The organism is Aeromonas sp. QDB23 (assembly GCF_027707745.1).
GTDB classification, from domain to species: domain Bacteria; phylum Pseudomonadota; class Gammaproteobacteria; order Enterobacterales; family Aeromonadaceae; genus Aeromonas; species Aeromonas allosaccharophila.
Window position 1 is genome coordinate 1 of the sequence record NZ_JAPCJA010000018.1, and the last position, 23953, is coordinate 23953.

A 23953-nucleotide genomic window follows, 5' to 3' on the forward strand; every position below is an offset into this window, starting at 1 on the left:
AGAGCCGGCTGGAATGACGACTATCGGGCTCAGTTATTCTTTGGTTAAAATATCAACAAAGTGTGCTCCCGCCCTGAGGTTTTTATGGGCTGGTATTTGCGAATTGCCATGTTTTTTCTGCCCGATGTGTCAAACATTCGCCACAAAGTAGAGGTTCCTCTTGGTTTAATAGCCTGTTATCAAAAATAAATATTTTTGACGAGAGCTGGGAACCGACCATCAAAGCGCTTAAAGAGTCCGCCAGATACAAGTTGGGGGCAACCAAATGGAGATTATGGGACTGGGACGGTTCGCTGGCGGATAATCCTACCCCCGAACCGGACTGGCAGGTACAGGAGGATCACCTTAAAAACCAGCCTCTTAATGAGGAGATGATTGCCGCTCTTCGTGCCGAGTTGGCCGAGTGTAAAGCCTATGAGGCAGAGCTGGCCGATGAGGGAATCCCTGTCGAGATCCGTAAAAAGCTGGCGGGTTATGGTCAGCTATTGGATGATATAGATATTACCTATGAAAAGTCCGAGCCTTTGTTGTTAGCCTGTTCCGGTGCCAATTTTTCTTATAACGATCTCAAGCTATGTAAGGATGATATTGAACCGCTCGCCAAGCAGCTACAGCAAAATCATGCCATTAAAGAGTTAACTCATAAGATGGGACGGGCCTATATTTCGGAAGAGAAGAAAAAACAGGCCCGGATCCCTCAGGCGAGCAAGAGTGAGGTACACGGTACCCATCGCAGTGACGATCTGGCTCGTGTACTCCCCACGGAGTTGCTTAATCTGGAGGATGAGGCGCTGGAAACCCTGTTTTATGCCCGTTTTCTGGAACGAAACTTGATGACCTATGAGTTGCAGGGAACCACTTTTACTTCGGGTGAACTGCTGGAGTTGGAGCAAAAACGAACAGGGCCTGTGGTCGCCTGTCTGGATACATCCGGTAGCATGAATGGAACACCGCTATTAAAAGCCAGGGCATTATTGCTGGCGGTGTCGGCAATTCTGCAGCAAGAACGGCGATCTTTACATGTCTTGCTCTTTGGCGATAGCGGAGAGGTAAGAGAATTTGAGATGACTGAGGAGAATAATGCCGCTGGTCTGCTTCACTTTTTACGGCAGGGTTTTGGAGGGGGGACCGATTTCGAGATGCCTTTGAACCGAGCCTGTGAAATCATCGAGCAAGATAAGCGCTACGAAAAGGCTGATATTCTGATGATTTCCGATGGTGATTGCGTTCTTTCGGAGGATTTTATCAAACACTTGCAGACCAAAAAGACATTACTCGATTGTTCTGTTTATTCTGTGCTCTGCCATGGCCAACGTGTTGCTGACAGCTTTAGTGATGAGGTTATTGTGCTGTAAAGGTTGAACACTTGGTGGAAGAGTTGTTTAGAAGAGGGGAGCCATGATGGCTCCCCTCTTTGCTATTTATCGCACTCTTTATCGAACTATGTATTGCTCTCTCGCTATTCGATTGGCCGCCGCGAGACGGGATGGCGAGCGGTCTCAGTGGTTGAGATTGACCCGCACTATCTCCTCTTCAACTGGCTGATTTTCTTCACGAAACAGCCGCTTTAGCTCGCTCTTGCTCTTCATCACGATCTCGCCGTCGCGACCGATGTTCATGTGCTCGGGGTTGTCGAGGTGCATCGCCTGCCACGCCATCACGGCTTGCAGCGATGTGGCCTTCTGCTCGTCGGTCAGGGGCTTGCCATCGGGCCACTTGCCCAGCTCGACTGCGGTTTTGAGGCGCTCGTACACCTCTTGTGGCATCTGCCTGATTGCTTGCAAAAACTCACCCTGTTGAAACGACATCCGGCCTTCTCCTTGCACATTGAGCCATGACGAAATGGGATCAGGCTGGCAGATCCTGGCGGACTACGCCAGCCATCTGCTCCATCACCCGCACTACCTGACAACTGTACCCGAACTCGTTGTCATACCATACGTAGAGCACGCAGTGATCCCCCTCGGCGATGGTCGCCTGGGAGTCAACGATGCCTGCATAACGGGAACCCACCATATCGGAGGAGACCAGCTCGGTGCTGGCGCTGAAGTCGATCTGGCGATGGAGCGCCGAGCTTAACGCCATCTGTTGCAGATAGGCGTTGAGGCTCTCCCGATCGGTAGCCTGCTCCAGCGACAGGTTGATAATTGCCAGCGAGACATTGGGGGTCGGCACCCGGATGGCGTTGCCGGTCAGCTTGCCCTTGAGCTCGGGCAGTGCCTTGGCCACCGCCTTGGCGGCGCCGGTGCTGGTCATCACCATGTTGAGGGCGGCGCTGCGACCGCGGCGCTCGCCCTTGTGATAGTTGTCGATGAGGTTCTGGTCGTTGGTGTAGGAGTGGACCGTCTCCACGTGGCCGTGGCGGATGCCGTACCGCTCCTGTATCACCTTGAGCACAGGGGTGATGGCGTTGGTGGTACAGGAGGCGGCGGAGATGATCCTGTCATCAGCCCCTATCACCTCGTGGTTGACGCCGAACACCACGTTCTTCATCTCCCCCTTGCCGGGGGCGGTCAGCAGCACCTTGCCGGCACCACGCGCTTTCAGGTGCTCGGAGAGACCCGCCTCATCGCGCCAGACCCCGGTGTTGTCGACGATCAGCGCATCGTGAATGCCGTAGGCGGTGTAGTCGATATCGGCCGGGCTGTTTGCGTAGATCACCTGAATGAAGGTGCCGTTGGCGATGATGGCGCTGCGCTCCACATCCACTTCGATGGAGCCGTTGAAGGGGCCATGTACCGAGTCGCGGCGCAGCAGGCTGGCGCGTTTCTCCAGATCCCCGTCGCGACCGCCGCGCACCACGATGGCACGCAGGCGCAGCGGATTGGCGGCGCCGGTACGCTCGATGAGCAGGCGGGCCAGCAGGCGGCCGATACGGCCAAAACCGTAGAGCACCACGTCGGTGGCTTGCGGCATCTGGTTGCGGCCAAGGGCCGGTGCCAGCCTGGCTTGCAGATAGTCCTCGATCCCCGCCTCATCCTGATGATCCTGCCAGTAACCCACCGCCAGTTTGCCCAGATCGATCTCGGCGGCGGTGGGTTTCAGGGCAACGATGGCCTGGAGCAGGGGGAAGCTTTGCTGGATGGGGAGGGGAGCGCCCTGGTGGCGGCGGACGACCCGGTGGGCCTTGAGGATATCGATGGTGGAGGCGTTTTGCAGCGGGCGGCCGTAGAGGGTGATCTCGACCCCTTGTTGTCGGTAGAGGCGACCAATCAAGGGCTGCATGGCTTCGGCGAGCTCCTGGCTCTCCTGCCACGCTTGCAAGTAGTGCTCGTGGGTCATTGACCAGATCCTTTATTTCACGTTGTTGGTGTAAATAGAAAATTCGTCGAATGCAGATCAGTGTAGGGGTGTATATTTCGTTATATTATTCTGCAATCGCGGCCTTATATGGCGCGCGCATTGTAATGGATATGTAACCGGTTTGCTAGCCGTAGGTGGCCACTCGAGGCTCCCGTTGTTACCAACCTGCGTTATCAACAAGATGTGAGCCATGGCCAATTTCCCCCTGCGACAGACTTTCATCATGCTTTCCGTCGGCCTTGTCGTGGCGGGCTGCAATGACGACCGGATCCACAATATTTGCAGCAACCATCCCGAGCTCTGTCAGGATCTGGTAGACGATGGTTGGTGCCGCTACGAGCGTACCGACATCATTCGCAGCCGCTTCTACCTCAAGGAGGAGGGGACGGATCGGCGCAAGTACGAGCTGATGCGCAACCTTGAGCGCTACCTCAAGTGTGCCGAGCGCTCCACCAACATCGAGTACAAGAATGCCCGCGAGCAGAAGAGCCCGCGGGTGGAGGGGATGCTGGCGGCCGGGGATCAGCTGGCCCAGCTCGATGTGGCAACCCGCAATTCACAGGATCCCTATCTGCTGCTCTGGCACTGGACCAACAATACCAACGAGCTGGCCCGCCAGCAGTTTATGGCGCTGGAAGGTTCCAAGGTGCTCGACGAGCCGGAGTTGCAACTGGCGCTCGGCGGTATCTACGCCAAGAGCGACCCCGAGAAGGCCATCGCCACCCTGCAGCGCGGCCTCTCCCTCTATCGGGAGGGGGAGCAGGTCAACAGTCGCATGCTCACCTCTCTCAGCACCCTCTACATGGGTCAGAAGCAGTACGGGCTGGCCTATCTGTGGGGCAAGGTGAGCGAATCGTTTCAGGATGCGCCAGAGGTCTCGGCCAAGCGTTTTGGCATCTATCACTCCCTGAGCAAGACCGAGCAGGATGGCTACGATGTGCGGGCTGCCGAGATTGTCGAGCAGCTAAAGCATGGCAACTACCGGCCCTGATGCAGTGATGACGACGCTCTCCCCGGCCAGCTGCTGGCCCAATCCGTTCGATCTCTGTTTCGTTCATGGCGAGGTAATCACCGATGGCCGCACCCTGGAGCGGCTCACGGTGCGTGCCGTGGTGCCCCGAGGCGACGAGCTGCTGCTGGTGCACTCCCGGGTCAACGGCGATCTGATGTTCCCCGGTGGCGGCGTTGAAGCGGGGGAGAGCCACCATGTGGCGCTGGCCCGAGAGCTGCTGGAAGAGTGCGGTGCCGAACTGGTGGAAGTAGGGGCTCTGCTTGGCGAGACCCGTGAATACCGCGCCGCTCGCGAGCCGGGGTTTGATGCCTACTGCATCCGCTCGCTCTACTACTTGTGCCGGATTGGCGATCAGCTGGTGGCCCCGCAGCCGCAGCCCTACGAGATCCGCCTCGGCTTCATGCCCGGCTGGTTTGCCCTCGACGAGGCGCTGCAGACCAACAAGACCCAGTTGGCGGGGCCCTGTCCCCAATGGACGGCGCGGGAGACCCGGGTGCTGGCCCAGCTGCAACGCTGGCATCAGCAGGGGATCTTCGATAACGGCTGCTGAGCACATCAAGCAGTTGCTGTCAGGGATACCTACAAAAAGAGCGCCAATAGGCGCTCTTTTTATTGCGAGGGAGGACGTTATTTGACCTCTTCGCCTTTGGCTTGCAGATCCGCGTGATAGGAGGAGCGGACGAAAGGACCGCAGGCTGCGTGGGTAAAGCCCAGCGCCATGGCGACATCTTTCAGCTCGTCAAACTCTGCAGGCGGCACGTAGCGCTTCACCGGCAGGTGGTGGCGGCTCGGCTGCAGATACTGACCCAGGGTCAGCATGTTGACGCCGTGGGCGCGCAGATCTTTCAGCACCTCGACGATCTCTTCGTTGGTTTCGCCAAGACCCATCATGACACCGGATTTGGTCGGTACATGGGGGTGCATCTCCTTGATGCGGCGCAGCAGCTCCAGCGACCACTTGTAGTCGGCACCCGGGCGGGCGACGCGATACATGCGCGGCGCGGTTTCCAGGTTGTGGTTGAAGACGTCCGGCGGGGTGTCGCGGAATACCTCAAGGGCCTGCTCCATCCGGCCACGGAAGTCCGGGGTCAGGATCTCGATGCGGGTCTGCGGGCTGTGCTCACGGATCTGCTTGATGCAGTCGGCGAAGTGCTGGGCACCGCCGTCGCGCAGGTCGTCGCGGTCCACCGAGGTGATCACCACATATTTCAGCCCCATCTCCTTGATGGTCAGCGCCAGCTTCTTCGGCTCTTCCGGGTCGAGCGCCAGCGGGCGGCCGTGGGCCACGTCGCAGAAGGGGCAACGACGGGTGCAGATGGCGCCCATGATCATGAAGGTGGCGGTGCCGTGGTTGAAGCACTCAGCCAGGTTGGGGCAGGAGGCCTCTTCACACACCGAGTGCAGCTTGTTCTTGCGCAAGGTGCTCTTGATGTGTTCGATCTTCTGGCTGGAGGGGGGCAGCTTGATCCGCATCCAGTCCGGCTTGCGAAGGAGTTCTTCGTTGGGATCCGGCATGAATTTCACCGGGATCAGGGCCATCTTGTCGCCATCGCGCAGCTTGACGCCCGGCTCCATACGAACGGGTTTGCTCATGATTCACTCTCGGTGTTTGTTATTGTCTGGTTGGTAGCCATAAGGGTCTGCTCGGAGCCCTCATGGTTGCACGGCATGGGGTTGCTCATGCTGCTTCTTCGGTATTGATGATCGTTTGATAGCCAATCAGGTTGGCCAGTTCGGCCACCAGAATGGATTGCGCCTCGGCCACGCTTTGCGGGCCGCCCAGGGCGCTGGTCTGGGTCATGGCCATGCCCGCATAGCCGCACGGATTGATGTGCAGGAAGGGGGTCATGTCCATGTTGATGTTGAGGGCCAGCCCGTGGAACGAGCACCCCTTGCGGATGCGCAGCCCCAGCGAGGCCAGTTTGGCCTCCATGCCGAGATCATTTTTCACATAGACCCCGGGGGCATCGGCCTTGGCATAGGCCTGGATATCGCTCTTGGCGAGGGTGTTGATGATGGCTGTTTCCAGCGCGGTCACCAGCTCACGGACCGAGAATTTGCAGCGGCGGACATCCACCAGTACATAGAGGACCAGCTGGCCGGGGCCGTGATAGGTCACCTGACCGCCGCGATCGCTCTGCACCACCGGGATATTGCCCGGATTGAGCAGGTGTTCGGCCTTGCCGGCCTGACCCTGGGTGTAGACGGGATCGTGCTCGACCACCCAGAACTCGTCCGGGGTGTCGCTGGTGCGGTTATCGGTGAAGGCTTTCATGGCGTCCCATACCGGCTGGTAGGGGCGGCGACCCAGCTGCCTGACAATCAGGCTGGACTGGGCGGGGATCTGGGATGACATGGCGTCCTCGCGGCGTGCTGCGGCCAAAAACAGTCGCCCCGCAGAACGGGGCGAGAGAGAAATTACAGTACGTACTTCACCAGCTCAATCTTGCCAAGAGCGTGGTACATCGCTTCGATGTGCTCTTTGCTCTGGGCCGTCACGGTCACGCGGACCGAGTGATAGTTACCCTTGGAGCTGGGCTGGACGGTCGGGCTGTAGGTGCCGGGGGCGTGCTGTTGCAGCACCTCAACCACCATCTCCGGCAGCGCCGGGTCGGCAACGCCGAGCACCTTGAACGGGAATTTGCAGGGAAATTCCAGCAGTTCATCAAACTTGGTATTCATTTACTCACCTTTTGCGTCATCAACGGGATGACTTCATCTTGGATGGCTAGTGGCCGATGGCCCGTGAAGGCCGCCATTTCAAGTCTAGACGGGCACGGCTCATAGCTATATGGGCGCGGCACGGACCGGGATCAAGGCCAGGATCGGTCAGACCAGGATGGAAGTGCTGCTTTTTACCACAAATCAGGGTAAGGCGGAACCTGCAGTTTGCAGGGTTATTCACTGCCTTTACCCGGTATAGACAGCAGCGGCGCCTGTTGGCGCCGCTGTATAGTGAGGATTGTGCGTCCGGATTACTTGAACCAGCTGGAGACCAGCAGTACCAGGTAGTCCCACAGACGGCTGATCAGGCCACCTTCCTGCACCTCTTCCAGCGCAACCAGCGGCACTTGCTTGATCTCTTTGTCGCCCTGCTTCAGGAACACGGTACCGACCCGTTGACCCTTGGCCAGCGGCGCTTTCAGCTCGCTGTCGAGCTGGAAGTCCGCTTTCAGGTTGTTGCCCTGACCACGGGTGACCAGCACGGAGACATCTTTGTCGACACCCAGTTTCACTTCAGACTTGTCGCCCATCCAGATCTTCTGGGTGACCAGCTCGGTGCCAGCCTTGTACGGAGTCAGGCTCTGGAAGAAGCGGAAGCCGTAGGTGAGCAGTTTTTTGCTCTCGGCGGCGCGGGAACCTTCGCTGCTGGCACCCAGCACCACGGCGATCAGGCGCATGCCTTCGTTGTTGGTGGCGGAAGAGACCAGGTTATAGCCGACCTGGCTGACGTGGCCGGTCTTGATGCCATCCACTTGCAGGGATTGATCCCACAGCAGGCGGTTGCGGTTGTGCTGGGTGATGCCGTTGAACACGAAGGATTTCTGGGAGTAGATCTTGTACTCCTCCGGCAGGTCGCGGATCAGCGCCTGACCCAGACGGGCCATGTCGTGAGCGGTACTGTAGTGACCTTCCGCATCCAGACCGTGCGGGTTCATGAAGTGGCTGTCGTTCATGCCGAGCTTGGCGGCCCAGCTGTTCATCAGGCTGGCGAAGGAGTCGGTGCTGCCTGCCAGGAACTCGGCCATGGCGACGCAGGCGTCGTTGCCAGACTGGATGATGATGCCCTTGTTCAGGTCATCGACGGAGACCTGCTTGCCCACCTCGATAAACATCTTGGAGGAGTCGGAGTAGTTCTTGGACCAGGCGTTCTGGCTGATGGTCACCATGTCGGTGCGCTTGATGTTCCCCTTCAGCAGCTCCTGGCCGATGATGTAGGAGGTCATCATCTTGGTCAGACTGGCGGGCGGCAGACGCTCTTCGGCGTTCTGCTCGGCCAGCACCTGACCGGAGTAGTAGTCGATCAGAATATGAGCCTTGGCGGAGATCTCCGGCGCGGCGGGTACCACCATGGGCATGGCATTCGGGGTCGGTGTCGGCACCGGCGTATTGGCCTGGGCGGTTACGCTGATCAGTGAGGCCAGAAGAACTGAACGGGCAAATTTGGACATCTTGAAATTCCTGCGAGCCAGATGGGGATAAAATGCGGGCCTAACTATACCAGATGCGCCCGCAGGTTATAGCCCGACATGGCGATCAGAACTGGTTTTTTATCCATCACTCCCTGTCATCACGCCATAAAACGACGTGATGACAGTGAGTAAGCGGTTAGTCACATCCGCGGCAAAAGGGGGCGATCAGGGGACGATAAAGGCCTGTTCCAGCCCGCCCTGACGTACTTTTTCCAGCACACTTGCCTGCTGGTCGGCGGCGACCGGGCCAATCAGCACCCGGAAAATGGCGCCATGGGCATCGACCCGGTAGGGCACGCCGTAACGCTGGGTCATCACCTTGCCCATCGCCTCGGCCCGCTCCCGGGAGCCGCTGGCCAGCACCTGGATCATCTTGCCATCACCACTGCTGGCGGGCGCTGCGGCCTTGGCTGGCGCTGGTTTAACCGGCGCCGCTTGGGCGGGCTTGGCCGCTGGCGCCTTGACGGGGGCAGGCGTGGGGTCGGCGGCGGGAGTGGCCATCGCCAGCGCGGTCGGTTCACCCAGGAAGCCATCTTGCGACATTGTGTTCGGCGCAGCTGCGGCCGGGGTGGTCGGGGTCATCTCGATGGGCTTCATCGGCTCCATGATCACCATCTGATCCGGGGTGTCGTTGATCAGCTCCAGCCTTACTCGCGCTTCACCGCTATCGACCATCTCCAGCTGCTTGGCGGCCGCGTAGGAGAGATCGATCAGGTTAGGGCTGTTGAACGGGCCGCGATCGTTGACCCGCACGATCGTCTCCAGCCCGTTGTCCAGATTGGTGACCCGCACATAGCTCGGGATGGGCAGGTTGCGGTGGGCGGCGCTGAACAGCTTGCTGTCCAGCACATCGCCGTTGGCGGTCTTCTGGCCGTCCAGATCCGGCGACAGCCAGCTGGCGGTGCCCTCTTCGCTGTAGTGCTTGATATCGCGCCACACCTCGTTTTTCTGCTTGCCGATCCAGTAGTCCCGGTTGCCGCTGGCACTCAGGGGCTCGGGGCGCGGAATGGCGCCGGTGGCTTGCGGGATCTCGATAACGGGTGGCTTGCTGACCGGTGCTTGCTGCTCGACGGGGGCGGACTGTTCCGGCTGGCTGCTACAGGCGGCCAGCAACAAGCTCAGGCTGAGCGGGAGGAGTTTGTGACGAAGATGCATACGCTTCCTGAATGGCTTGGCTAAGTTGATACACCGCCATCGCATAGAGTGGGCTGCGATTGTAGCGGGTGATCACATAAAAGTTATGCCGTGCGACCCAGTATTCCGGTCCATCGGCTTGGGCAAACGCCAGTAACTTGACCGGCGTCTGTGGGGCCAGCGGCGTGGCGAGCTCAATCCCTGCCGCCGCCAGTTCTGACCACGGTTGCGTGAGCTCGGGCTCAGGCCTGAGTAGAGGTTCGACTGCCATCAACCCGATCTGGGCCGGTTCCACCACGGATTCGCCCCAGCGCCACTGGTGGCTGGCAAAATAGTTGGCCACGCTGCCGATGGCATCGACCGGGTTGGCAAACAGATCCCGCTTGCCATCCCCGTCAAAATCGACGGCGTAGTGGCGGTAGCTGGAGGGCATGAACTGTCCCATCCCCATGGCGCCAGCATAAGAGCCCTTGAGGCGCTCCAGCGACCAGCCCTCTTCCCTTGCCAGCAACACCAGCTGGGCAAACTCCTTGGCAAAGAAGTCGCTGCGCTCGGGGTAGTGAAACCCCAGGGTGTAGAGGCTATCGAGCACCGGATGACGACCCATCTGGCGACCATAGAAGGTCTCGACCCCGATGATGGCTACGATAAGCGAGGCAGGCACCCGATAGGTCTGCTCCGCGCGGGCCAGCGTTTCGGCATGTTGCTGCCAGAACTGCTGGCCGTCACGGATGCGATCCGGGGTGACAAACAGCGGCCGGTAGCGATGCCAGGGTTTGGCCTCCCACGGCTTGCTGATGGTGTCGAGCACCTCCTGCCGTAGCTGGGCACGGGCGACCGCGGCCTGCAATTCCGCCAGCGGCACCTGCTGCTGGTCGGCGAGCAGGGCCAAGCGATCCGGCGCCACGGCAGCGGTCGCCATCGAGGCGGCGAGAGAGAGCAGCAATCCAACCCGTCTCATCAGGCGAGCAGTCTTCTATGAGTCTGGATGGACATCAGGATACCGAATCCTGCCATCAGGGTCACCATGGAGGTGCCGCCATAGCTCACCAGCGGCAGAGGCACCCCCACCACCGGCAAGATGCCGCTCACCATGCCCATGTTGACGAACACATAGACGAAGAAGGTGAGGGTGATGGCGCCACCCAGCAGTCGCTCGAAGCTGTTCTGGGCCTGCATCGAGATAAACAGGCAGCGGCTGATGACGTAGAGGTAGAGCACCAGCAGCAGGGCAACCCCCACCAGACCGAACTCCTCGCTAAATACCGCGAAGATGAAGTCGGTATGGCGCTCGGGCAGGAACTCCAGCTGGGACTGGGTCCCTTGCAGCCACCCCTTGCCAAAGACGCCGCCGGAGCCGATGGCAATCTTGGACTGGATGATGTGATAGCCGCGGCCGAGCGGGTCTTTCTCCGGGTCGAGCAGCATCAGCACCCGCTGGCGCTGGTAGTCGTGCATCAGGAAGAACCAGAGCACCGGCATAAAGGCGACCATCAACATGACCGCCAGCCCGATCAGCCACCAGCTGAGTCCCGCCAGGAAGATGACGAAGAAGCCGGAGGCGGCCACCAGAATGGAGGTGCCAAGGTCGGGCTGGGCGGCGATCAGCAGGGTAGGCAGCAGCACCATGATGAGGGCGATCACCACATGGCTGAACTTGGGGGGCAGCGAGTGGCGACTGAGCCAGGCGGCCACCATGATGGGCATGGAGAGCTTCATCACCTCGGAGGGCTGGAACTTCATAAAGCCCAGATCGAGCCAGCGCTGAGCCCCCTTGCCGATGTGGCCGAACACGTCCACCGCAATCAGCATCAGCACCACCACGGCGAACAGCGGCACCGACCAGCGGGCGTAGAGGGAGGGTGGCAGCTGGGCCATGCCGATCATCAGGGCAAAGGCAAGACCACCGCGCACCAGCTGGCGCACGATGGAGTCGATATCCTGACCGGAGGCGGAGTAGAGCACCACCATGGAGAGGGTCATCACGGCCAGCAGACCGAGCAGCAGGGGCAAGTCGATATGCAGCTTGTACCAGATACTCTGCTGGCGAGCTGAATTACTCATGGGGGGCGACCTCACTCGGTTGGGACGGCTTTTCCGGTGCCGGTGGCAGTTGCGGATCAGGGGGCAGCAGATAGGCATCCAGCATCTGGCGAGCAATGGGCGATGCCGCCCGGCCACCACCACCACCGATGGAGTTTTCCAGCACCAGTGCCACTACCGCTTTGGGCGCCTCAAAGGGGGCATAAGCGACGAACAGGGCGTTATCGCGATGCTCCGCCTTGACGGTCTTGATGTTGTACACCTGATTTTCCTTCAGACCGACCACCTGAGCGGTGCCCGATTTGCCACCCGAGGAGTAAGGCGCCTTGGCAAACGAGTGACGGCCACTGCCTTCGCTGCCATGGTTGACGCGCCACATCCCCTCTTGCGCCACTTTCCAGAAGCTGTCGTTCTTGAGCTTGAGGGCAATATTGGGGTTGATGGGGGCATCGACCACCCCCGCCTGTGAGGCGGTGCTCTTGAGCAGGTGCGGGGTCACGTCGTGACCGTTCTGGGTCAGGATGCTGATCGCCTTGGCCAGCTGGAGCGGGGTGGCGCTCCAGTAGCCCTGACCGATACCGACCGAGATGGTGTCACCCTGATACCAGGGCTGGCGCCAGCGGGCCATCTTCCAGTCGCGAGACGGCATGACGCCCTTGGTCTCTTCATAGAGATCGACGCCGGTGTACTGACCGAAGCCGAACTTGGTCATGTAGCTGTGGATTTTGTCGATGCCGACCCGATAGGCGAGATCGTAGAAGTAGGTATCTGCCGAGACCTCGATGGCGCGATAGACATCGAGCCAGCCGTGGCCCCAGCGGCGCCAGTCACGGAACTTCTTGGTGGTGCCGGGAATGGAGAAGCTCGGGCCGCCGAAATAGCGGTAGCCCGGGGTGATGGCTCCCTCGTTGAGGCCCATGATGGACATCATGGGTTTGACGGTGGAGGCGGGGGCATAGATGCCCTGAGTGGTGCGGTTCACCAGCGGCCGCGCCGGATCGTTGAGCAGCGCCGAGTAGTTGGCGCTGGAGATGCCGGTCACGAACAGGTTGGGGTCGTAGCTCGGGCTCGACTCCAGGGCCAGGATGGCGCCGGTTCTCGGGTCCATCATCACGATGGCACCGCGCTGGCCAGCCAGCAGTTGCTGGGCCTTGAGCTGCATCCGGACGTCGATATTGAGGTAGATATCTTGGCCGGGAATGGGCGGCTGGAACTTGAGGGTGCGGACAATCCGGCCGCGGTTGTTCACCTCGACCTCCTGATAGCCCGCCACGCCGTGCAGCTGATCCTCGTAATACTTCTCCACTCCCTGCTTGCCGATATCCTTGGTGGCCGCGTAGTTGGCGAGTTTCTCTTCCTTGTCGAGGCGCTCCACGTCACGGGTGTTGATCTTGGCCACATAGCCCAGCGCATGGGTGAGGGTGTCACCAAACGGGTAGTAGCGCTTGAGGTAGGCCTCGATGCTGGCGCCCGGGTAGTTGTGCTGGTTGACCGAGAAGAGGGCCACCTGATACTCGGTCAGCTTCTCGTAGAGGGCGACCGGCTTGAAGCGGCGTTGGCGCTTCACTTCGGCGAGGAACTTCTCCTTGGTGCCTTCCGGCAGCCCCAGCAGGGTGATCAGCTGGTCGGCGGTTTTTTCGAGATCTGTGGTCTCTTCCGGCACGATTTCCAGACTGTAGACCGGGCGGTTTTCCGCCAGCAGTACGCCGTTGGCGTCATAGATCAGGCCCCGTGGCGGCGCCACTGGCACCACGCGGATACGGTTGGAGTTGGAGCGAGTCTGGTAGGTGTCGTAGGACTCGACCTGCAGATAATAGAGATTGCCCAGCAGCACCAGCATCAGCACGACGATGCCGATGTAGGCTACCAGGGTGCGCCGGAAGAACAGATTGCCCTCGGCACTGTGATCGCGCATTTCGATGCGTTGTTTCAGCATGCCTTTACCTCAAGACCCTTGGGGGCAATAACAGCAGGAACTGCATTGTTCACTCTCTGTGATACGGGTGAATATGAGAGGTGAGACTCCAGAGACGCATGGCTCACTCTCTATGATACGGATGATTGGTGGTGATGCTCCAGGCCCGATAGAGGCTCTCGGCCACCAGTACCCGCACCAGCGGATGGGGCAGGGTGAGCGGTGACAGCGACCAGCTCTGTTCGGCGGCAGCCTTGCACTCGGGGGACAAGCCTTCCGGCCCGCCGACCAGCAGGGCGACATCGCGGCCATCAAGTTTCCACGCTTCCAGCTGGGTAGCCAGCTGCTCGGTGGTCCAGGGTTTGCCCGGAATATCGAGGGTGACGATACGCGAGCGGCCTGCGGCCGCCAGCATGGCTTCCCCTTCCTTCTGCAGGATGCGGGGAATGTCGGCATTTTTGCCCCGTTTACCGGCGCCGATCTCGACGAGTTCAAACGGCATGTCTTTCGGGAAGCGGCGACGATACTCTTCGAAGCCATGCTCTACCCAGGCGGGCATCTTGGTGCCCACCGCAATCAACTGGATCTTCATGGTCGTTACACTTGTGCTCTTATTGCGTATTCACTTGAGCGGCACCGCTCCACAGCTTTTCCAGTTGGTAGAAGTCACGATGTTCATCCTGCATCACATGCACGATCACCGAGCCCATATCTACCAGTACCCATTCACCGCTCAACTGCCCTTCCACGCTCAGCAGATCGAGACCCGCGTGGCGGGCCTCGCTGGCCAGATGGTGGGCAATGGCGCTGACGTGACGACTGGAGTTGCCGGAACAGACGATCATGGTGTCAGTAATGCTGGATTTGCCGCGTACATCGAGGGTGATGATGTCGCGGCCTTTCATGTCATCGATCTTGTCGATGATAAAGGCATGCAGTTCTTGGCCTTGCAATGAGTCTCTCCTCTGTTCCGGCGCGCAGCGTTTGCGTCAGGGCGGCGGATTATATCATGGTCACTCCCGTTTCCCATCGGGCTGGGCGGGATTACGACAGGGGCTAGCGGCGATTGGCGCGGTAGAGCCCCTGTTGATCAATATAGTGCGCAACCGACTCGGGCAAGAGGTAGCGGGTGTCTTGCCCCGCATCCAGCAGGGCCCGCAGCCGGGTGGCTGACAGTTCGATGGGCTGGTTGTCCGCCAGCCAGATATGACCGGCCAGACGCTGGTGCAGCGCGCCTGCATCGCGGGTGTGATGGCGCGCCAACAATTGCGCTACCTCGGCCGGATACTCCGGTTGCCAGCCCGGTCGCACGCTCACCACCAGATGGGCATAGTCGAGCAGCTCCTGCCAGCGGTGCCAGCTTGGCAGGCTCAGCAGGGAATCCATCCCCATCAGAAAACAGAGCGGCGTATCGGGCAGTTCATGACGCAGCTCGATCAGGGTATCGATGGTGTAAGAAGGCTTGTCCCGTCGCAGCTCCCGCTCATCCACCACAAAGTGGTGGTTCTCCGCCGCCGCCAGTCTGACCATGGCGAGGCGCTGTTCGCTGGAACAGAACGGATTGGCGCGGTGGGGCGGGATATGGTTCGGGATTAGCCGCATCTCGGCCAGCCCGAGGGCATCGCGCGCCTCGATGGCCGGGCGCAGATGACCGATATGAATGGGGTCGAAGGTGCCGCCAAGCAAACCGACCGGCGCCTTCAGCACGGGCTGCTCTCCATCACCAGCGGCAGCGGGGTGCCATCACGAAAGCCGAGGGCAATGGTCTGCAACATCAGCCAGGCCTGTTCGGTATCGAAGCGGCGCTGGGCATCGTCCAGCTGGGCCATCAGTTGCCACAGTTGCTGCAACTTGGCAAACGGCAGTCGGGTCAGCGCCTGCTGAATGAGCTGCTGGCGGCTCTGCCAGATGCGCAGGCGGCTGAAGTGCTCCCCCAGCGGCTGGCCGTTGCGCATCGCCAGCGACAGCTCGGTCAGCTGCTCCAGCTCGCGGCAGAGGGTCCAGGCCAGCATCCCCGGCTCGGTGCCTTCGGCCCGCAGGGCGGCCAGAATGCGCTGGGCCCGGTTCACCTTGCCCTCCAGCAGGGTATCGACCAGCTGGAACGGGGTGAAGTGGGCGTGGCGGATGATGGTCTCTTGCAGATAGGTGACGCTGATGGGCTGGGGCGGCGAGAGCAGGGTCAACTTCTCGATCTCCTGACTGGCGGCCAGCAGGTTACCCTCGTAGGAGTGGCACATGAAGTTGATGGCATCCGGCAGCGCCTTGAGGCCGAAACGCGCAAAACGGGCACTCATCCAGCGCGGGAAAAATTTGGGCTCCGGATGGTTGACCGGCACATAGGTGCCAATCTGGTAGAGCTTGTCGAACCAGGCTGCCTTCATCTGGGTCTGATTGAGGCGACCGCCGCTCAGCACCAGCAGCAGGTCTGGATGGAGCTGCTTGCCGATTTCACTGATGCGGGCCGCCAGATCCTTGTCCACCTTGGCGGGCAGCTCCAGCTCGATGATCTGGCGGGCGGAGAAGAGGCTCATGGCCTGACAGGCATCGTAGACCTGATTCCAGTCCAGCCCCTGTTCCACCACGAAGGTGTGGCGTTCATCGAAACCTTGCTTGCGGGCGACCTGACGGATGGCATCGATGGCCTCCAGTCGCAACAGGGGCTCGTCGCCAAAAACGAGATAGCAGGGCCGAAGCCCTGCTTTGAGGTGGTCACCAAATTGCTCAGGGTAGACTCTCATCAAAGTACTCGCATCAGAAGCTGACCTGACTCAACTGCCGGATCACCTGATTGGCCGCCTGCTCCTGCATTTCGCGGTTGAGCTGCTCCTGCTCACGGGAGGAGGCGAGCGCTGCATCCGGCTTGTTGAGGAAGCTGCGGTTGAAGTTGATGGGGAAGACCTGAGTCGGCTTGCCCGGCACCGAGATGGTGAATTGGGTACCAAAGCCCAGCACATATTCGGTGTCCGTCCCCAGCGCGTTGACCGAGGCGACCTGACTGGTGCTGCCTACGCCGCCCAGAGTGAGCACCGGAATGCCCTCCTTGTCGGCCAGGGTCACGCCAGAGGCCTTCAGACGGGTGGTCACCAGCCGGTAGAAGTCGCTCTTGTTGTCGCCCACGACCTTCATGGTCATCAGCTCGCTCGGAATGCCGTTGCCGCGCATGTGAAAGCCGCAGCCTTGCAGCAGCAGACCAGCCAGCACGATGGCCATCCAGCGGGTGAAGATGGTGCCCATAGAAAATCCTCTTTGCATTAAGGGAAAGCGGCGGGCGCAGGGCCCGCCGTTATCATCCGTTTGCTGTCACAGATTGACAATGATCAGTTGGTAGCCAATCAGTTAGCGACAATGTTGAGCAGCTTGCCAGGTACGTAGATCACCTTGCGCACGGTCAGACCGTCGGTGAACTTCTGCACGGAGGCATCGGCCATCGCCAGCTTCTCGACATCAGCCTGGCTGATCTCGGCCGGTACGGTCAGCTTGCCGCGCATCTTGCCGTTGATCTGCACCACCACCAGCTTCTCGGTCTCGACCATGGCCGCTTCATCGGCCACCGGCCATGCAGCGTGATCCACGTCGTCGCCCTTGCCCAGCATCTTCCACAGCTCGAAGCCGATGTGCGGGGTGATGGGGTAGAGCATGACCACCACGGCTTCCAGCGCTTCCTGCATCAGGGCGCGGTCCTGCTCGTCGGAGCCCAGCTTGGCCAGATTGTTCATCAGCTCCATGATGGCGGCGATGGCGGTGTTGAAGGTCTGACGGCGACCCACGTCATCGCTCACCTTGGCGATGGTCTTGTGCAGTTCACGGCGTACCGCTTTCTGCTCGTTGGTGAGGGCTGCTACGTCCAGTGCGGCAACGGCGCCACCGGAGACGTGCTCGAAGGTGGTGCGCCAGAGGCGACGCAGGAAGCGCTGGGCACCCTCTACGCCGGAGTCGGACCACTCCAGCGTCATCTCGGCTGGGGAGGCGAACATCATGAACAGACGGACGGTATCGGCGCCGTAACGCTCGACCATCAGCTGCGGGTCGATGCCGTTGTTCTTGGACTTGGACATCTTGGTCATGCCGGAGTGCATTACCTCACGGCCTTCGTTGTCGATGGCCTTGGTGATACGCCCCTTCTCGTCACGCTCTACTTTGACGTCGGTCGGGCTGACCCAGACGTTGCCGCCCTTCTCGTCTTTGTAGTAGAAGGCGTCGGCCAGCACCATGCCCTGGCAGAGCAGACGCTTGAACGGCTCGTCACTGTTCACCAGACCCGCGTCACGCAGCAGCTTGTGGAAGAAGCGGGCGTAGAGCAGGTGCATACAGGCGTGCTCGATACCGCCGATGTACTGATCCACCGGCAGCCAGTGGTTGGCAGCAGCCGGATCCAGCATGCCCTTGTCGTAGTCCGGGGAGCAGTAACGGGCGTAGTACCAGGAGGACTCCATAAAGGTGTCGAAGGTATCGGTCTCGCGGAACGCTTCCTGACCGTTATAGGTGGTTTTGGCCCACTCGGCGTCGGCCTTGATCGGGCTCTGGATACCATCCATCACCACATCTTCCGGCAGCAGAACCGGCAGTTGATCTTCCGGCGTCGGTACGACTGTACCGTCAGCCAGGGTCAGCATCGGGATAGGGGCACCCCAGTAACGCTGACGGGAGACACCCCAGTCGCGCAGACGGAAGTTGACGGTGCGCTTGCCGTGGCCGAGCGCTTCCAGCTTGTTGGCGATGGCGTCAAAAGCGCCCTGGAAGTCGAGACCGTCAAACTCGCCGGAGTTGAACAGTACGCCCTTCTCGGTATAAGCCGCTTCGCTCACATCGACGTCGCCATCAACCGGCTTGATCACCGCCTTGATGTCGAGGCCATATTTGGTGGCGAACTCGAAGTCACGCTGGTCGTGAGCCGGAACTGCCATCACGGCGCCGGTGCCGTAGTTCATCAGTACGAAGTTGGCGACCCAGACCGGTACCTTGCGGCCATCCAGCGGGTGAATGGCATAGAGGCCGGTGGCCATGCCTTTCTTCTCCATGGTGGCCAGTTCGGCTTCGGCTACCTTGGTGTTCTTGCACTCTTCGATAAAGGCGGCCAGTTCCGGGTTGCTGGCAGCAGCCTGCAGCGCCAGCGGGTGACCGGCGGCGATACCGACATAGGTGACGCCCATGAAGGTGTCCGGACGGGTGGTGTAGACCTCCAGCTGCTCAGCCTGACCCTCAATGGCGAAGCTGATGTTGACCCCTTCGGAGCGGCCAATCCAGTTGCGCTGCATGGTCTTGACCATCTCTGGCCAGCCTTCCAGATTGTCGATGTCGTTCAGCAGCTCTTCGGCGTAGTCGGTGATTTTGATGAACCACTGGGGGATCTCTTTTTGCTCCACCGGGGTGTCACAGCGCCAGCAGCAGTTGTCGACCACCTGCTCGTTGGCCAGCACTGTCATGTCGTTCGGGCACCAGTTGACGGAGGAGGTCTTCTTGTAGACCAGACCCTTCTCGTAGAGCTTGGTGAAGAACCACTGCTCCCAGCGGTAGTAGTCCGGCTTGCAGGTGGCGACTTCACGATCCCAGTCATAACCCAGACCCAGCATCTTCAGCTGGTTCTTCATGTATTCGATGTTTTCGTAGGTCCAGGGCGCCGGGGCAGTGTTGTTTTTGACTGCGGCGTTCTCCGCTGGCAGACCGAATGCATCCCAACCTATGGGTTGCAGCACGTTCTTGCCATTGAGCCGTTGATAACGGGAGATCACATCACCTATGGTGTAGTTACGAACGTGCCCCATGTGTAGTCGACCAGACGGATAGGGGAACATGGACAGGCAGTAGAACTTCTCCTTGTCTACTTTCTCCACGGCCTTGAAGGTTTTCTTGGCATCCCAGTGCTTTTGCACTGCTGGTTCGATTGATTGGGGAACGTATTGCTCTTGCATTGGTGACATCCGGATCTGTGAAATGAATAGATAAATCAGCTGGGAAATCGCAATAGAATACCCATATCCTGCGGCGGCAACAACCGCCAGCGTCCCTTGGGCCTTAAGCCGGGCCAGATCAGGGTTTAGTAGAGGAGTTAGAGCCATGGACAAACGTCAAAAAGGGTACGAAGCCTTCATTGCCGAGCTGCAAAAACAGTGGCAAGAGACTGAAGAGTTCCAGGGGGAGCGCCTCAACCGGATGATCGCCAAGGTGCAGGCCTATCTGGAGGCCGCCAGCGACCTGACCCAGGACGAGCTGGCGCTGATCGCCGAGTACGTGAAGCGGGATCTGGGCAACTATGACGAGGGGCGCCATGACGATAGTGCGCAGGTGGAAGAGTCGGCCTTTATGCTGGCCCTCAAAGACACCGCCTGGTCCTGGCTGGCGGATGTGACCGACCGTGCCCAGGTGGAGTGGCGCGAGCTGGCCGACGAGTTGGAGCACAAGGGCGTCTATGAGGCCGGTGACTGGGTGGGGCTCGGGGTCATGGTGTGCGACCAGTGCGGCTGGCGTCATACCGTGCTGCATCCCCAGCAGCTCGATACCTGCCCCGAGTGTGGCTGCGCCGAGTATCACCGTGAGCCGCTTTCACCCTGAGTGGCCGTATCATCAGGCTAAGGTACCGACCGGTAGGGACGATTAGCGAAGCGTAATCGTCCATTTATCCAGAGGCATCGACACTCTGCTTGCCAATGTGAGAAAGGCGCCATCAGGCGCCTTTTTCTTACTTGCAGGTTTCGTCGAGGCGTTTACTTGCCCGCGACGGAGAGTCCGCCAAAACGGATCAGCGGGGCGAAGAAGCCCTTGCCATCGTTGTGGTGCAGGGTGTCACCGACCGCTTCCAGCTCGCCCAGCAGGCGATAGAAGTTGCCCGCTACCGTGATGCCGCGCACCGGCTGCAGGCGAACCCCATCGCGGCAGAGGAACCCTGACGCGCCAAACGAGAAGTCGCCGCTCACCGCATCGGCCCCCGAATGCAGGCCGTCCAGCTTGACCAGCTCCAGATAGTCGCCGCTCCGCACCTCCGCTTCGCGGTGGGGGCCCGCGCCAAACACCAGATGGCGAGCGGTGACATCGAGGGCGCTGCGGGCACCGCGGGCGGCCGAGCCGTTGCTGGCGACGCCAAAGTGGCGGGCGGTGGCGCTGTTGTGGAGCAGAGTTTTCAGCTCCCCTTCGCCAATCAGCAGCAGATCCGAGGTGGCCGCTCCCTCGCCATCAAACGCCTTGATGTTCATGCCGCCCGGCATATAGACCCGGCTCTCCAGAGTGAGCCAGCGTGACGCCACGCTTTGGCCCACCTTGCTGCGCCAGGGGTTGATCCCTTGCTGGGCCCATTTGCCTGACAGCACCCCCTGAAAGCTGCCAAACAGGCTGGCGAAGCAGTTGGTGCTGAAGATGACGCTGTAGCGACCGCTCGGCACCGCTTCACCGGGCAGCAGGCCATCGGCGATGGCGTAGATTTGTTCGATAAGGGCCTGGCTGTCGAGCTCGTCGAAGCGACGGCCATACTGCCCCTGCGAGTGCATCGACTGGCGGCCACCCCGTTCGACCAGCGCAGAGGTGTAGCAGCCGACACTGAACTCGCCGTGCTGGCAGAGGGTGCCCTGACTGTTGGCGAGCCAGAGCTGGCTCTCCCCTTCGAAGAAGCTGTTGTAGGGGGCGCCGCTCACATCGGGCATGGCCAGCATGTCAGATTCCAGGCGCAGGGCCAGGGCGATCTTCTCCTCAACCGGCGTGGTATCGGGCTGGTTGATCTCGGCGCAATCTGTGGTGATCCGGCTATTGGCGACCGAGATGCGCTGATCCGCATCCACCTTGGCAAAGCGGCTGGCATCGAGCGCATCCTGCAGCATGGCATCCAGCGCCAACTCATCGAGGGATTCCGAGTAGGCGATGCCGACCCGACCCTCTTTGATCAGGCGAATACCGAGCTGCTGGCTGCTGGTGACTTTGTATTCACCCAGCTCGCCCTTGTCTGCCTTGAGGGAGAAGGCCTTCTCCTGATTGGCGATGATGTCTGCCTCGGCACCGAGGTCGGCCACTTTATCCAGCAGGCGGGTGAGCAGTTGGTTCATGTCGAGTTGGCTCATCAGGCGTTCCCTCCCACCAGAATGTTGTCCACTTTGAGAGCCGGCTGGCCCACCGAAGTGGGGACAGAGCCCGAGACCGAGCCGCACATGCCGGCGGCCAGCGCCAGATTGCTTCCGACCATGGAGATCTCTTTGAGCACTTGCGGGCCCGTGCCGATCAGGGTCGCCGATTTGAGCGGGCGGGTGATCTTGCCTTGCTCGATGAGATAGGCCTCCTGCACGTTGAAGTTGAACTCGCCGGTGCCGGGCTGTACCGAGCCGCCCCCCATCTTCTTGGCGTAGATGCCGTGTTCGACGGTGGCCAGCATATCGTCGAGGCTATGGTTGCCCGGCTCGATATAGGTGTTGCGCATACGCGAGGTGGGGGCGTACTTGTACGATTCGCGCCGCCCGGAGCCGGTGCGGGCGTAGCCGGTCTTGAGCGCCCCCATTCTGTCCACCAGAAAACCGGTTAGCACGCCGTCCTTGATGAGCTGGGTATGCTGAGTCGCCATCCCTTCGTCATCGACGTTGATGGAGCCCCAGGCGTTGCTCTGCAAGCCTTCATCCACAGCGCTGACTGCCGGATTGGCGATCAGCTGGCCCATTTTGTCGTGGAATACCGAGGCCCTCTTGGCGACCGATGTGGTCTCCAGCAGGTGGCCGCACGCCTCGTGGAAGATGACGCCGCCAAAGCCGTTCTCCATGATGACCGGCAGGGTGCCGCTCGGGCAGGGTGCCGCTCCCAGCTTCACAAGTGCCTGACGGGTGGCGGTGAGGGCCAGCTCGCGCGGATCGATGCGATCGGCATGCTCCCAGCCCATCAGGGCGCCGGGGGCCTCATAACCGACGCTCTGCTCGCTCCCTTCCATGGCGATGGTCTGGGCCATGATGCGGTTGTAGTGGCGGCGATCGGCCACTTGCACTCCTTCGCTGTTGAAGATCTCCACCTCCTGCTCCCAGCCCAGCACGTTGCCGGAGAACTGGCTCACCTTGCCGCTCTCGGCACGGGCTGCGGCATCCATGGCGTGCAGGTAGGCGATCTTCTGCTCCAGCAGCTTGTCTGCCGAGAGCGGCAGGGCCACCGGGTTGCGATCGGTCAATCGGGTGAAATCGAAGGCGGTAGCGGTGACCACGGGGTCACGCCGGTCTTTGGCCGCCAGCAGGGTGACGATGCGCAGCAGCTCGTCGCGGCTGGCCAGATTGGTGTAGCCGTAGAGTACCTTGTGGCCGTAACAGAGGCGCACGCCAATGCCAAAATCGAGGCCGCCGCTGATGTTCTCTATTTGGCTGGAGAGCAGGCTAAGCTGGCTGCGGCGCTTGCGCTCGACAAACAGTTCGGCGAAATCGGCACCCAGCGCCAGCGCGTGATCGAGCACGTCACGGGCGATGGCGGGGGCCAACAGGGAGAATGGGGTCATAGAATATCCTTTTCTGGTCTGTCCGTTTGCTTCCGACATCCGGCTCTGATTGTTATGGGATGTCGAGTCCATTGTTGCAGACCAGCACAAAAAAGTCGCTATAGGGTCACGCGATGATACCGATTGAGAAAATCGGTGCGATAACTGCGCCCGGCGGCCAGGGCCAGGCGCTCAGGGGCGTTTTGCCAAAACGTGGGAAAGATCAGAGCAGGGCGTGGATTTCGCTCAGGATCTGCTCGACCCACTGCTCGATGCGCGGATCGGTCTGGTCATATTGATTGGCATCGTCCAGCGCCAGCCCGACGAAGTGACGGCCATCGTCGATCAGTGCCTTGGAGGCATCGAATTCGTACCCTTCGTTGGGCCAGTAGCCCACCAGCTTGACCCCTCTGGGCACCAGCTGATCGTGCAGCATGCCGAGGGCATCCTGGAACCATTCGCCATAACCGAGCTGATCGCCGAGGCCAAACAGGGCCACGATGCGTCCCTCCAGGTGGAGATCGGCGATATCTTCCCAGCGGGACTCCCAGTCTTCCTGCAGTTCGCCAAAATCCCAGGTGGAGATACCGAGGATCAGGATCTCGTAATCCTCCATCCGGCGCAGGGAGACATCCTTGATATTGTGAATATCCACCAGCTCGGGGCCGATGAGGGCGCGGATCTTCTCGGCAGCCATCTCGGTGTAGCAGGTGGTGGAACCGTAAAACAGACCAATCTTCATCGCTCTTCTCTCTGTTGGCGCTTTCTCGCTTGCTTTTGGCGCGTTCTCGCATGCTCGTGTGGGCTGCGCCATGTTGGCAACACGATGGGTAACGTAAGGGGAGGGGGCCAGTCTAGCAGATTGCCATTCGACCTTCACCGCCCGGCAAGGGGGCTGGCAAACGTGGCTTATCTTTCCAATGAAAGTGCCT

Annotated in this window: 23 protein-coding genes; 4 read left to right on the forward strand and 19 right to left on the reverse strand. The window is 60.4% G+C overall.

The window, feature by feature from the left end; all coding sequences use genetic code 11:
- The first annotated feature begins 251 nt into the window (after positions 1-251).
- Entirely contained in the window at positions 252-1355 is a 1104-nt protein-coding gene (locus tag PG888_RS09890) for a VWA domain-containing protein (protein WP_270693316.1), read from the forward strand.
- A gap of 144 nt (positions 1356-1499) precedes the next feature.
- Here PG888_RS09890 and PG888_RS09895 read toward each other — a convergent pair whose 3' ends face one another.
- A complete protein-coding gene (locus tag PG888_RS09895; RefSeq protein WP_075113493.1) occupies positions 1500-1808 on the reverse strand; it encodes a YeaC family protein in 309 nt (102 codons plus the stop codon).
- Between the two features lie 40 nt (positions 1809-1848).
- A complete protein-coding gene (locus PG888_RS09900) occupies positions 1849-3282 on the reverse strand; it encodes a glyceraldehyde-3-phosphate dehydrogenase (protein ID WP_270693317.1) in 1434 nt (477 codons plus the stop codon).
- A 211-nt stretch (positions 3283-3493) separates the two neighbouring features.
- Here PG888_RS09900 and PG888_RS09905 point away from each other — a divergent pair, with 211 nt between their 5' ends.
- Complete coding sequence (locus PG888_RS09905) at positions 3494-4294, forward strand: DUF2989 domain-containing protein (RefSeq protein WP_042061030.1); 801 nt, start codon at positions 3494-3496, stop codon at positions 4292-4294.
- Positions 4295-4301: 7 nt separating this feature from the next.
- On the forward strand, positions 4302-4865 hold the full coding sequence (locus PG888_RS09910) for an NUDIX domain-containing protein (RefSeq protein ID WP_270693347.1): 564 nt from the start codon (positions 4302-4304) through the stop codon (positions 4863-4865).
- Positions 4866-4942: 77 nt separating this feature from the next.
- Here the strand turns inward: PG888_RS09910 and lipA are convergent, their stop codons facing one another.
- From lipA to leuS, 14 genes are all read right to left on the reverse strand, one after another.
- Positions 4943-5908: a lipoyl synthase gene (lipA, locus tag PG888_RS09915; RefSeq protein WP_042658562.1), complete on the reverse strand. Its 966-nt coding sequence runs from the start codon at positions 5906-5908 to the stop codon at positions 4943-4945.
- 85 nt (positions 5909-5993) lie between these two features.
- Complete coding sequence (gene lipB / locus PG888_RS09920; RefSeq protein WP_139477382.1) at positions 5994-6671, reverse strand: lipoyl(octanoyl) transferase LipB; 678 nt, start codon at positions 6669-6671, stop codon at positions 5994-5996.
- A 62-nt stretch (positions 6672-6733) separates the two neighbouring features.
- On the reverse strand, positions 6734-6997 hold the full coding sequence (gene ybeD / locus PG888_RS09925) for a DUF493 family protein YbeD (protein WP_005335178.1): 264 nt from the start codon (positions 6995-6997) through the stop codon (positions 6734-6736).
- A 293-nt stretch (positions 6998-7290) separates the two neighbouring features.
- Complete coding sequence (locus tag PG888_RS09930) at positions 7291-8487, reverse strand: D-alanyl-D-alanine carboxypeptidase family protein (protein WP_270693318.1); 1197 nt, start codon at positions 8485-8487, stop codon at positions 7291-7293.
- A 186-nt stretch (positions 8488-8673) separates the two neighbouring features.
- Complete coding sequence (locus tag PG888_RS09935; RefSeq protein WP_270693319.1) at positions 8674-9663, reverse strand: septal ring lytic transglycosylase RlpA family protein; 990 nt, start codon at positions 9661-9663, stop codon at positions 8674-8676.
- Entirely contained in the window at positions 9605-10603 is a 999-nt protein-coding gene (gene mltB / locus PG888_RS09940; RefSeq protein WP_270693320.1) for a lytic murein transglycosylase B, read from the reverse strand. The genes PG888_RS09935 and mltB overlap by 59 nt, the downstream gene beginning before the upstream one ends.
- Positions 10603-11706 (reverse strand): rod shape-determining protein RodA, encoded by a 1104-nt coding sequence (rodA, locus tag PG888_RS09945; RefSeq protein WP_042061047.1) that lies wholly within the window; start codon positions 11704-11706, stop codon positions 10603-10605. Before rodA ends, mltB begins: the two co-directional genes overlap by 1 nt.
- On the reverse strand, positions 11699-13621 hold the full coding sequence (gene mrdA, locus PG888_RS09950) for a penicillin-binding protein 2 (RefSeq protein ID WP_042061050.1): 1923 nt from the start codon (positions 13619-13621) through the stop codon (positions 11699-11701). Before mrdA ends, rodA begins: the two co-directional genes overlap by 8 nt.
- 103 nt (positions 13622-13724) lie before the next feature.
- Positions 13725-14192, reverse strand: a complete 468-nt coding sequence (gene rlmH / locus PG888_RS09955) for a 23S rRNA (pseudouridine(1915)-N(3))-methyltransferase RlmH (protein WP_005335166.1) — start codon at positions 14190-14192, stop codon at positions 13725-13727.
- 19 nt (positions 14193-14211) lie between these two features.
- A complete protein-coding gene (rsfS, locus tag PG888_RS09960; protein ID WP_033135359.1) occupies positions 14212-14553 on the reverse strand; it encodes a ribosome silencing factor in 342 nt (113 codons plus the stop codon).
- Between the two features lie 103 nt (positions 14554-14656).
- On the reverse strand, positions 14657-15307 hold the full coding sequence (nadD, locus tag PG888_RS09965; protein WP_182970546.1) for a nicotinate-nucleotide adenylyltransferase: 651 nt from the start codon (positions 15305-15307) through the stop codon (positions 14657-14659).
- Positions 15301-16338 (reverse strand): DNA polymerase III subunit delta, encoded by a 1038-nt coding sequence (gene holA, locus PG888_RS09970; RefSeq protein ID WP_005354117.1) that lies wholly within the window; start codon positions 16336-16338, stop codon positions 15301-15303. The genes nadD and holA overlap by 7 nt, the downstream gene beginning before the upstream one ends.
- A 13-nt stretch (positions 16339-16351) precedes the next feature.
- Positions 16352-16834: an LPS-assembly lipoprotein LptE gene (locus PG888_RS09975; protein ID WP_058052709.1), complete on the reverse strand. Its 483-nt coding sequence runs from the start codon at positions 16832-16834 to the stop codon at positions 16352-16354.
- Between the two features lie 98 nt (positions 16835-16932).
- Positions 16933-19509: a leucine--tRNA ligase gene (gene leuS / locus PG888_RS09980; protein ID WP_139409512.1), complete on the reverse strand. Its 2577-nt coding sequence runs from the start codon at positions 19507-19509 to the stop codon at positions 16933-16935.
- A gap of 145 nt (positions 19510-19654) precedes the next feature.
- On the opposite strand from leuS, the gene PG888_RS09985 reads away from it, so the two are divergent.
- Complete coding sequence (locus PG888_RS09985) at positions 19655-20149, forward strand: zinc ribbon-containing protein (RefSeq protein ID WP_005335155.1); 495 nt, start codon at positions 19655-19657, stop codon at positions 20147-20149.
- Positions 20150-20301: 152 nt separating this feature from the next.
- Here PG888_RS09985 and PG888_RS09990 read toward each other — a convergent pair whose 3' ends face one another.
- The 3 genes from PG888_RS09990 to fldB form a co-directional block, all read right to left on the reverse strand.
- Positions 20302-21642, reverse strand: coding sequence for a TldD/PmbA family protein (locus tag PG888_RS09990; protein ID WP_270693321.1), 1341 nt, complete (start codon positions 21640-21642; stop codon positions 20302-20304).
- The gene (locus tag PG888_RS09995; RefSeq protein ID WP_270693322.1) at positions 21642-23042 is read right to left on the reverse strand and encodes a TldD/PmbA family protein; all 1401 of its coding nucleotides are present in this window, start codon (positions 23040-23042) and stop codon (positions 21642-21644) included. Before PG888_RS09995 ends, PG888_RS09990 begins: the two co-directional genes overlap by 1 nt.
- Positions 23043-23244: 202 nt before the next feature.
- On the reverse strand, positions 23245-23763 hold the full coding sequence (gene fldB, locus PG888_RS10000; RefSeq protein WP_270693323.1) for a flavodoxin FldB: 519 nt from the start codon (positions 23761-23763) through the stop codon (positions 23245-23247).
- Between the last annotated feature and the right edge of the window lie 190 nt (positions 23764-23953).